Here is a 206-nt window from a genome sequence, read left to right as displayed (position 1 = left end):
CCTCCAGCACCTGCAGGCGGCGGGCCTTGGCATGCCACTCCCGCCGGCTGCGGTAACCGCCCGCCGCCCGCTTCGAGCCCTTCGCGCCGACCGGCAGCGACAGCCGGTGCGCGATCGTCCCGATCCCCGCCTCCAGAGACCGGAGGTGGGCGAGCTGGCCACGCCGGGCGAGCGCCCACTGATCATGCGTGGCCTTGGTGATCGAA

Annotated in this window: 1 pseudogene; it reads right to left on the bottom strand. The window is 73.8% G+C overall.

Annotated features, from left to right (window positions below):
• A pseudogene (locus IG08_RS0153745) lies at nucleotides 1–206 on the bottom strand (IS200/IS605 family accessory protein TnpB-related protein); the annotation flags it as partial.

This window comes from Streptomyces fulvoviolaceus (assembly GCF_000718165.1).
GTDB lineage: Bacteria > Actinomycetota > Actinomycetes > Streptomycetales > Streptomycetaceae > Streptomyces > Streptomyces fulvoviolaceus.
The sequence above is the reverse complement of the archived record's forward strand: the minus strand, read 5'-3'. Positions and strand labels throughout refer to the sequence as shown.